Below are 10,981 nucleotides of genomic sequence, written 5' to 3' on the forward strand. Positions count from 1 at the left end.
AAAGCCGGATTTGGCCATTTTTTATGATTCTTTTCGTTGAATAGCTCGCTATTCGCCTCAAATAATCATAAAAACTGTCTCAAACCGGACTTTTTCTCGCTACGGTCGGCTAAGTCCGACAGACTCCATAGGGCTTTTCAAGGTGGGGATCCTGCTTCAGGGTTACCTTATTAGCGGAGGGGGTGGGGAAATCTTGAGAAAGGGAATAGCTTCAGAAAGGCGGACTTTTTTGGCAGAATGTTTTCAACTGCAGTGTAGAATTCGAAAATAATGAAAAGAATACGTCCATGGTTAGTTTTTCTCACTCTACAACTGATCAGTATCGCCGCTGTCTGGTTTTTTTCCACGGAAGTGCAGAGGACTGGGTATCTGGCATGGTTTGGTATTGAGCCAGATCAGTTGGAATCGTTAGAGTCTGACCTTTTGGATATCAGAGGATTTCCAAGATATGCAGCTCGAAGTGAAGTTGATCCCATCTTTCAATGCAAGCCCAAAACCCGGCCCATTAACTCAGTCAAACAGAATGGTGTTTACAAGTGGGTAGATGCAAAGGGAAAGATGCACTTTTCTGACAGGCCGCCTGTTGGTACTGAGACTGAAAACCTGTCCCGGCGATACAGCAGCCGCCTAAAATATTTTACAGTGGATGTCAGAAATCGAGGTGGCACCTTACCGGCCTATATGAAAGATCATCTGTCATCGGATACCCGCCAGATTTTCTCTATCCTTTCTCAGGCACTGAACATCAAGCAGTTGAGACAAGTCGATCTGCAGGTTCATGTGTTTGATAACAAAGGTACGTTCAATCAATTCAAACGACAAATTGCGCCTTCTCTGGGGAATAATATTTCCGGATTTTACAACCCAGGGCATAACCTTGCCGCAGTGATGCGCCAAAAGAGCGACGAAAGCACTTTTTCTACAGCGAGGCATGAGGCTGCTCATGTCATTATCTCAGGCCTGTTTGGGTATGTCCCCACCTGGTTTACGGAAGGCATCGCTGAATATTTTGAACAGATGAGCATCAGTGGTCAGCTGAAAACCATTCAACCCAACCAGCACTGGATAAAATTACTCCATAGCCAGCACAGAAAGCGACAGCTGATGTTTCTATCGGAGTATTTTCAGTACGACCGGCAATCGTGGCGTTCAAAAGACCAAAGTACCATGTATGCCATGGCCTGGAGCCTGACGTATTTTTTGATGAGTTCAAAAGAGGGGAAGAACCTGCTCAATCGCTTTATGACTGAGCTGGCTGATGAACCTTGCAGCTCGCTTGATAGCGCCCAGTTTTTTGCCCGGAATTATCGAGGCGGACTGCAAAGGCTGGATCAGGATTGGAAGCGTTGGCTGGTGGCTGGAGATCACTCCAGCCACCGGTATTGAAAGGTTAACGCAGAGGGTTGAACTGGCTTTTTGCGAGGCAATACATGTCTCGCTTTTTTGCTACATCTTTCTTGCTGGAGCTACTGGCCATCCGGTACCTCTTACGGTAGTCAGTGCATTGATCTTTGAAATACCCCTGTGCCTGACCACGGCAGCCTCGGTATTCAGTTGATCCCTTGGTGTAGTTGGAGCAGACTGATTTATAGTCGATTTTTTTGCCCGTGTAAGAGTAACGGACAGAGTAATGCTTGTCGTGTTTGTTGAGGTCAAGTGGCCATGCATTAAAGGTGAGGAAGCAGAGAATAAGAGGTAATAACTTTCTTGTTTTTTTCATTATTTGCTATTAGATGTGAGATTTAAAGAGAACTGCGTCAAGTTGACGCAGTACGAAGAGAAGGTTTTGTTTATTATTAGTGAACAATATTCATCAATGTGTCAAAGTCTTTGATCACATCGTAACGAACATTCTTTGGTGCGAATTGTTCATTGAGTTTTTCAAAGAACTTTTTTGCACACTTTATTTTCGTTTTCTCAATCTCTTTCAGTTGCATTGTTGACATATCCCCTTTGGTTTCAGCAACAAAGAAAACATGCTTCACAGAGCCTTCGACAAAGGCTATAGCCCAGTCTGGATTATAGGTACCTACAGGTGTTGGAATAAAGAATCCATTCGGCAGCTTTGTATAAACGACAACATCAGTACTGGTATCCAGCTCCTTAACAAACTCACGTTCAACTTTGGAGTCAGTGACTACATAGTCATAAACATGCTTCTTCAGCTTGTCACCCGCTTTACTGAAGTCCTGCCCAGTCTGGTTATTGGTGAAAATATCCAGCTCGAACCGTTCTTCTACTGTATCGTAAGCAAGATGTTCAATAACCTCAGTTGCTTTCTGTTCATTAATCAGGCGAGCGGCTTCCGAGATAAAGTTCTCAGGGTTGGTTTTGAACTGGGCAAAAACTGGCTTATTAATATCCTTCAGAATCTTGGCAATGGTCTGGCGTTTGAGCTGACACTCTTCGGCCAGTTTGCCTAACAGGTCATACTTCACCCGAGAGTGGACTGAAGCCTTGTGAGTCTCGGTTTCCGTCTTTTCAAGCTTAAACCCGTCACCGGATTTCATCTCGTCATAGCCAACACCGGCAACCTGTTCACCGGATTGGATAGTGTACTGCATGGGCGTAACCCGAAGGTGTTCGTCCAGTGTGGCAATACACTTCTTAACCAGCTCTGCAGAGTCAAACTGTACGCTGTAAACGGCTTTTCTGTTAATACGATCCCAGAGTTCCAGAAACTCTTTCTTCTCAAAATTATCATTGAGAGGGTTCGTTTTCTTCTTACGACCATCTTCCATACCAGGCATCAGATCTTCACTGAAGACGCTATCGACCAGTTGGAAAATCTGATCCTCGTAAGGCTTCAAATCATCCGGCAGTTTTACCAGAGAACCTTCTTTTTTCGCCTGATGGTACTCTTCAGCAATATGATCTTCATCGGTGACATAGTCATTTTTCAGAAGGTATTTATAGATTTGCTTAGCCATCTGAGGAGTGACTTCAATAGCACCGTCTGGGGTGATGAGCTGCTTACCTGTGAAATAGTCTGTATCGGCAACTCGTGGACGAGCAGAGAGCGATGCACTGATATCCTTCTGAAGCGCAGTCACAAAATATTTATAACTCTCACTGGCTACAACAGTCAGAACATTGGTACTGTGAACGGTTAACGGATTGTCCATGCGCTCACCGTCCTGATTAACACAAATACGCAGCCCCCGGCCTACTTCCTGGCGGCGGGAAATGATGTTATCGCTGTGCTTCAGGGTACATATAACAAACACGTTTGGATTATCCCAGCCTTCCCGCAGGGCAGAGTGGGAGAAAATAAAGCGTGTAGGTTCCTGGAAAGAAAGGAGGCGCTCCTTTTCTTTCAGAATAAGATCATAGGCATCTGTATCGGTGCTCTCAACTTTCTCACTCTTGGCAGATTTTACGGCATCAACCATCATCCCTTTTTTATCAATGGAGAAGTAACCCTTGTGAGTCTGTTCAGCTGAGATTTTATGGAGATGATCAAAATAAGGGCAAGGATCAAGCTGCAATACTTCGTTTAGGTAGAGGTTATATTCCTCTTCAAAAATACGGGCGTATTCTCCTTTGGTATCGGGTTGGTCATAGTCCCGGTACTTAGCTACTTCGTCGATAAAGAACAGGGTCAGTACTTTTATGCCCTGATTGAACAAGGCTCGCTCTTTATCGAAGTGTGCTTTAATCGCTTCTCTAATCTGGATGCGGCGCAGGGTCTCTTCGTTTACATCCCCTGTGGCTTCACCTACATAGAGTTCATGACCATTGGTGAAGCTCACCACATCGGTATTAGCGTTTACATCGGCGATCACAAATCCGTCGTACTGGTTAAGCCCTTCGGACTTGTCAAACAGATTGTCACCTTTACCCAGTTTGCGAACTCTACGCTTAATACCGGACTTCTCTTTTACCTCAATCTCGATCCGTGCCATAGGCGGCTTGCTGGATGAAATCTCAATGGATTCCAGATATAGGTAGGCGTTGGTTCCCGTAAGCCCCTTAACCGATATACCCCGAACCTCAATTTTCTTCACCAGCTTCTGGTTATACGCATCCAGTGCATCAAGACGGTGGATTTTATTGTGGTCAGTTTTATGGGTCGCAGAATAGCGAAGCACCATCAGGGCTTTAAATTGCTCCAGGGATTTCTTGGTTTTTGCGCCTTCCATTTTCTGGGGTTCATCCAGAATCAGTATCGGGCGGTTTGCAGCGATCACATCAATGGGGCGACGGCTCTGGAAGTCGTCCAGCTCTTCATAGATACGGCGGTTATCTTTGCCGGTGGCATTAAATGCCTGAACGTTGATGACCATAACATTAATGCCCGCATCAGAAGAGAATGTTTCCAGCTCATGCAGAGATTTGGAGTTATAAATAAAAGTTCGGGCTTTTTTGCCGTAGTTTGCATCTTGCTGGAAGTGGTCAGCTGTTATCTCCAACGATTTTGCGACACCCTCACGGATAGCAATACTGGGAACCACAATAATGAACTTATTCCAGCCATAACGGCGGTTCAGCTCGAACATTGTTTTTATGTAGCAGTAGGTTTTACCAGTACCTGTCTCCATCTCGATATCGAGGTTGAATGGCGATATCTTGTTGCTGACCAGTGCTGAAGATTGTGGCAGATTCTGACGACGCTGAACGTTTTGAATATTCTCCAGAACCTTTAATTCTGGTAGCAGGATATCAGCATTTTTAAAGCCTTCTTCTGGTCCTTCGCGTTTTGTTTGATGTTTTTTCCACTGACCTGGATCAATACGATAGCGAGTAGCGGCATCATCATGCAGCTGACCAACAAAGCAGTCAGCCACAGAGTTGACAGCAAGGGTTTGATAATCCTGTGTTTTAAACTGGCCCTATAACGGGGCTTAAAAATCTCACCAGATTTTTTACGAAAGCTTGAACGCTTCCTCCTTCGCTTCCCAATTTTCAAACTTGGACTTGTCTGAGAGATTGCCCACCAATGAGATTTGTCGGAGCAGCTTGCGTACCCAGACTTCAGTCAGTTCAACGAATTTTTTCTGTTTTGTTTTCTTTGACTCTTTTGTCACGTGGGTCTTTTTTTCGCCATTCTTCTCCTCCAGAAAATGATAGTGTAAAACTGCAGTGCAGGTAGCTGCTATCTGACTGATGCAGTCTACAAAAAGTAGCTTGGGCTTTTCAGTCTGCAAAGCTAGAGATTTTGGCGTGTACTGCAGTTCATTTTCATGCAGAACAAAAGTGCATTATTTACGGTTAGGAATGGGCGATTTGGTGCGTTGTCAGATGAGGTCTGTGCAATCAATCGTTATTGAATGATCGTTGAAGGGGAACGAGGTCAAAAGAGTTAGGGAGGGGGCTTAGCTGGAGAGAGGGTCTCTCCAGCTAACGGTCAGTATGAAGAATAACTCTTGATGAAGTTATTCCTTCTCGATGGGTTCACCCGTCTCTTCATCAAAATGGTCAGTATGAAACTCGTACCACATGACATTGATGATACCGAAGGCGCAGGCAAGCAGAACGCCCAAAATCCAAGCAAAATACCACATTGTCTGACCTCCTTAATACAGTGAGTGAGAGTTTTCATTGATGTGTTCAGCGGTCATGCGTCCCCACATCTTATAGAAGCACCAGCTTGTATAGCCAATAATAGTGGGCACAAAAATGCCTGCGACAACGGTCATAATGCCCAGTGTCAGGTGGCTGGATACTGAATCCCAGAGAGTCAGGCTGACATTAGGGTTGGTGCTGGATGGCAGAATGAATGGGAACAGAGAAAATCCGGCGGTCATAATAATGCCTGCCTGAGTCATAGAGCTGCAGGCAAAAGTCAGCCCATACAGACGGCTGTTAGCCAGCAGGAAGACACCAATAGCGCCAGCAAAACCCATGGCTGGTGCAATCATCATGATGGGGTATTTACTGTAGTTGGCCAGCCAGACACCGGCGTCAGCCAGGTGAACCGTTTTGTTCAATGGGTTGGCAGCACCATCAATAACCAGACCACTGACTACTTCGTAACCCGGCAGATTCGCTACCCAGACACCGGCTACAGCAAAGGTCACAATGGTGGCCAGGGCCGACAGGCGAGAGACGGTAGTCGCGCGTTCCTTAATGGGTGAGCCTGAGCGCATGCTTTGCCATACCGCTCCCTGCATAGTTAGCATGGCGATGCTCACCACACCGCACAGCAGGGCAAAGGGATTCAGCAGGGAGAAGAAGCCCTGAGTGAAGCTGGAGCGCATGGTGTCATCCAGATCAAACCCAAAACCCTGAAACAGATTACCAAAAGCAACGCCGAAGACCAGAGACGGCACGATACCGCTGATAAATAATCCCCAGTCACAGAATTTTTTGTGCTCTGGATTGACCTTGGAGCGATAATCGAAGGCCAGGGGGCGACCGATCAATGAGAACAGTACCAGCAGCATTGCCCAGTAAAATCCGGAAAATGCTGTGGCATAAACAATGGGCCAGGCTGCGAACAGCGCACCACCGGCAGAAATCAGCCAAACCTGGTTACCATCCCAGTGGGGGACTACTGCGTTGATCATGATGCGACGCTCTTCGTCGTTCTTACTCATGAAAGGCAGCAGGTTGGCGGTTCCCATGTCATAACCGTCCATAATGGCAAAGCCTATGAACAGCACGCCAATCAAGACCCACCAGATAAATTTGAGTACTTCGTAATCCATAGTGACCTCCTGTTATGCCTGGGTCAAATCGCCGGAGCGGTTGCGTTCAAAGTGGTAGCGGCCAGTCTGAAGGCTGCTGGGGCCTTTGCGGGCGTATTTGATCATCAGGTACATTTCGATTACCAGGAAGACCGTATAGAAGGTTGCAAACCCTATAATACTCATCCAGAGATCCGTCTCTGTTCGACTGGATGCTGACATGTAGGTTGGCAGTATTCCTGAGATGGACCATGGCTGGCGGCCATATTCTGCAACAAACCAGCCCATTTCACTGGCAATGAAGGGCAGTGGTAGGGCATAGAAGCAGAGTTTCAGGAATTTAGGGCTCTTATATTCTGTTCTGCGAGCTGTTTTATAAAAGGCAGCCAACATAAGAATAAGCATCAGAACACCGCAGCCCACCATAATGCGGAAGGCAAAGAACAGAGGCCAAACCGTGGGGATGGCGTCTTCAGCAGCCTGGCGGATCATAGCCGGTGTGGCATTGGGTATATCGTCGGTGTAACGGGTCAGCAACAGACCGTAGCCCAGGTCATCAACGACTTTCTCAAAGGCATCACGATTGGCCGGAGTGTCTTCGCCGTTCTTCAGCTTCTGTAACAGTTCATAAGCTATGATGCCGGTGCCGATACGCTCAACCTTGTTGTCGATCAGATCCTTGATACCCAGTACTTCGGTATCCAGGGACCGGGTAGCGATAATACCCATGGCGTAAGGGATCTTGAGAGCAAAGTCGGTTCTCTGTTCTTCCTGATTCGGCAGACCGATGATCGTGAAAGCGGCAGGAGGTGGTTCCGTTTCCCACTCGGCTTCAATGGCGGCCAGTTTCACTTCCTGAACGTCACCCAGTTCATAACCGGATTCATCGCCCAGCATAATGGTGGAAAGAATAGCGGCCAGACCAAAACCGGCAGCGACAGCAAAGGAGCGACGGGCAAAACCGATGTCGCGACCTTTGAGCAGATACCAGGCGCTGATAGACAACACGAAAACCGCTCCGGTGGTGTAACCCGCAGCAACGGTGTGAATGAATTTAACCTGGGCAACCGGATTCAGAATCAGGTCTGCAAAACTGGTCATTTCCATCCGCATAGTTTCAAAGTTGAACTCTGCTCCTACCGGATTCTGCATCCAAGCATTGGCAATAAGAATCCACATGGCCGACAGGTTAGTGCCAATGGCCATTAACCAGGTACAGGTCAGATGCTGGACTTTGCTGAGTCGGTCCCAACCGAAGAAGAACATGCCGACAAACGTCGACTCCAGGAAGAAGGCCATCAGGGCCTCGATGGCCAGAGGGGCTCCAAAGATGTCTCCTGCATAGTAGGAATAGAATGACCAGTTGGTACCGAACTGGAATTCCATGGTCAGGCCGGTGGCTACACCGAGGGCAAAGTTAATACCAAACAGTTTGCCCCAGAATTTGGTCATGTCCCTGTAGACCTGTTTGCCGGTCATAACATAGACCGACTCCATGATCGCAAGCATGAAGGTCATGCCGAGGGTGAGTGGAACAAAGAGGAAATGGTAGAGTGCCGTCATCGCGAATTGAAATCGCGATAGGTCAATGATTTCTTCTGGAATCATGGTGCTCCTCGTTAATGACAGTGTGAAATCAGATCCGTACTGGAAATCAGAAAATATGTGCTGCCACAGAGGTCCTTTTGCTGCAGTACCCGCGCGTTCAGTATAATGGATACATTTGAAATGCATATTTATAGCAGGCGCGACGATGCGTCCGTTTATACGGATCTTAGGTGGGTGTGGATCAATCTATGGCTGGTTAATCAGATTGTGCATATGTTACTCCGATTTGTTACATATCTGAACTTCGGTAAGTCGCAAAATTTGATCTTTATCAAAAACGCATGAAATCCCTTGCGCTGCAGAGTATAAATAGAGGAAATAATGGTTAACATCTATAAAAACAGAGTGATGCGCTGTGTAAAAACGAAACGCTCTATTTGTGGGTAAGGGTTTATGTCATAAAAAATACTGATATCTGTAATAACTACCTATCAGTATTTTCGATCAGTCAATAGAGAGTATTCACCCGGCTGAATCGGTTTGCGCCGGGTGATATCGGATCAGCTATGAATAGTAGCAGAGCTGTATTTGCTGATGATTTTATTGGCGTTATAGAGATCGATTTGCCAATTGTTTTTTGCTGGCGGGACTTCAATAGGGGAGATATTGTCCAGAGAATAGCGAGCACTCATCGGGCTTTCAAACTGGGCAATAAATTGCAGACGTTCAAGATCTGCCTGATAGGTTTGCACAAGGAAATTAATGGTTCGTTCACTGAGGGGAACCCGATAGTAACGGATCAGATTCTGAGCCAGCTTTTCTGCACTGGCTGATAGGTTCTTGTCGACATCTGCTGCCAGTGCTTCTCCCAGGGTTGCTTTGGTTTTGGCACTCATACCCGGTTCGATAAATGCCAGACTGGAAGCGCTGGAGCTTTCAATAGCTCGTTGAATCTGTGGGTCGTGCAGATGAATATAAGGATCGAGAATGGTGGCGACTTCTATGGCGACTTCTCTGGCACGGGTTTCGGTTAAATCCTTCTGGGCTGGTGACAGACGAGAGTTGGTTCGATAACTTTCCCTGCGTAGTCGGGATTCTTTCAGGAATTCTTCCAGACGGTTAGCGACTTCCATTCGGGTATCGTCATCCAGCTCAATACTTTGCTCAGAAATGGTCAGACTACGTTTGACGTTTTCTTCCGGATTTTGTTGGTACAGAGTGGACAGCTTCTGCCAGTACTTCAGGGCTCGTTTGAGTTTGTCGCTGTCCCGACCCTGTTTGAGATAGGCACGATGGGCTTCATTATAAAGCTGAATGGCCTTATCCAGCTGTTTGCGTTTGATGTTCAGCGCCATCACATGTTTGCCGGTTTTACGAGTCAGGTCTCTGGCTTGGCGGACCTGAAGGCTTAGGTTATCCAGAGTTTCTGTCGCAGCGCTCAGCAGCTTCTGAGGGCTCAGACCATGACCGGTAATAATGTCATTCTGGACATCGACATTATGCAGCCAGGTGGTCAAAGCTTTGAGGCGGGAGTAAACCCTGGCCCGGCTGATACGGAAATCGTTACGTTCTTCCTCCAGCTTGTCCAGTGCCTTGGCAAGATCCCAACGCCCGGTGTACTCGATCTTCAACCAGGAGATTTCACGGCCACAAATCAGCTCGAAGCACAATATGAGAATTTCTTCGACGTCATGAAGAGTCATCAATTCTTCGTTATCCCGCTCACTGGCGGTGAGAATCCGTTCAATAAACAGGGGTTCCCTTGGTTGTCCTTCATGAGGCCTTGCCACGATACCGGTTAATCGGCTTTTCAGGGCTTCAGCAATGCGAGGATGAAGTTCCTTGAGTTCGTTGTGGTAACGTTCTGTGTCTTCAGAAACTTCGTGAACAATGTCTCGCATTCTGTGAAAAAGGCCTGCACGACGAAAGATTTCGATCTGTTCAGCTTTGCGGGCCAGTTTGGGGTCTCCGGTAATGTCTTCTACGGCGGTGGATACCCATTCAGGGCCAAGATCCAGCTTCCGCAGCAGAATGCCAGCAGAGTGAATGCGTCGTGCATCTTCTGCCATGTTGCGCTGGGCCAGATCGCGCACCATGTAAATAATTTCCGGTATCCGGTCTATAACACTGAGCAGGTTGTTTTTGTCTTTATTGACTTTGCGGCCGTGAGTGAGGTTATGCATCAGCTTGGTGAACAGACCCAAACCAATGGCCACTATGGAATAGCCAATAAAGTACAGGGTTCTGTCCAGCGGCATCATTGTGCCATAGCCAATGTAATAGCCAGTAAAGGCGGCTAGAAGTGTTACCGGACCTGCGGTCCAGGCATACTGCAGTATTGTGACACTCCAGGGCTCCTGATGAGGAGCACGTGCCACTTTCTCCAACCAGCTTAAATCACGTTCTTCAAGCTGAAGGTCATCATCATTCCGTTGCTGTCTTCGGAGACTGAATAGGGAGGGCATTGTCGTCTATATTGCTTGAGTGGTGGGAGATCCGAGTCTTATTCTAAAGTCTTAGGGTGACGATCAAGTATATGTAGATTTACGATTTAAAGTAAATGAATTGAAAGGTGGCAGAACGAACTGGACATGGGCATTTTGCAAAACCCAGAGCTCAAAAAATGGGACGTAAAGATCATAGCATAACTGGTAAGTTATTAATTACCTCCACCTTTAGAGCAACTTTTTGTTCCGTTGGACTTTATGGGGGGCTCCCAATTTCTTTTCGACGGTAGAGGGCATAGTTAGCAAGGAGTGCAATATGACAATAAAGAAAGGCACTGAAAGATAGACAGCCCCCGG

7 protein-coding genes are annotated in these 10,981 nt (G+C 46.9%); 1 reads left to right on the forward strand and 6 read right to left on the reverse strand.

What is annotated here, in order from left to right; genetic code table 11:
• Nucleotides 1-270 precede the first annotated feature (270 nt).
• Nucleotides 271-1,386: a DUF1570 domain-containing protein gene (locus ACR2PX_RS02130; protein ID WP_433997710.1), complete on the forward strand. Its 1,116-nt coding sequence runs from the start codon at nt 271-273 to the stop codon at nt 1,384-1,386.
• Between the two features lie 4 nt (nt 1,387-1,390).
• Here the strand turns inward: ACR2PX_RS02130 and ACR2PX_RS02135 are convergent, their stop codons facing one another.
• The 6 genes from ACR2PX_RS02135 to ACR2PX_RS02160 form a co-directional block, all read right to left on the reverse strand.
• On the reverse strand, nt 1,391-1,720 hold the full coding sequence (locus tag ACR2PX_RS02135) for a hypothetical protein (protein WP_433997711.1): 330 nt from the start codon (nt 1,718-1,720) through the stop codon (nt 1,391-1,393).
• 76 nt (nt 1,721-1,796) lie between these two features.
• Nucleotides 1,797-4,787, reverse strand: a complete 2,991-nt coding sequence (locus tag ACR2PX_RS02140; RefSeq protein ID WP_433997712.1) for a type III restriction-modification system endonuclease — start codon at nt 4,785-4,787, stop codon at nt 1,797-1,799.
• A gap of 588 nt (nt 4,788-5,375) precedes the next feature.
• The gene (gene cydX / locus ACR2PX_RS02145; RefSeq protein WP_433997713.1) at nt 5,376-5,504 is read right to left on the reverse strand and encodes a cytochrome bd-I oxidase subunit CydX; all 129 of its coding nucleotides are present in this window, start codon (nt 5,502-5,504) and stop codon (nt 5,376-5,378) included.
• Between the two features lie 12 nt (nt 5,505-5,516).
• Nucleotides 5,517-6,650: a cytochrome d ubiquinol oxidase subunit II gene (gene cydB / locus ACR2PX_RS02150; RefSeq protein WP_433997714.1), complete on the reverse strand. Its 1,134-nt coding sequence runs from the start codon at nt 6,648-6,650 to the stop codon at nt 5,517-5,519.
• Nucleotides 6,651-6,662: 12 nt separating this feature from the next.
• Complete coding sequence (locus tag ACR2PX_RS02155; protein ID WP_433997715.1) at nt 6,663-8,237, reverse strand: cytochrome ubiquinol oxidase subunit I; 1,575 nt, start codon at nt 8,235-8,237, stop codon at nt 6,663-6,665.
• Between the two features lie 500 nt (nt 8,238-8,737).
• Nucleotides 8,738-10,642, reverse strand: coding sequence for a hypothetical protein (locus ACR2PX_RS02160; RefSeq protein WP_433997716.1), 1,905 nt, complete (start codon nt 10,640-10,642; stop codon nt 8,738-8,740).
• Nucleotides 10,643-10,981 lie beyond the last annotated feature (339 nt).

Origin of the sequence: Endozoicomonas sp., from assembly GCF_051008435.1 — a bacterium.
In the GTDB taxonomy this organism is placed as follows: domain Bacteria; phylum Pseudomonadota; class Gammaproteobacteria; order Pseudomonadales; family Endozoicomonadaceae; genus Endozoicomonas_A.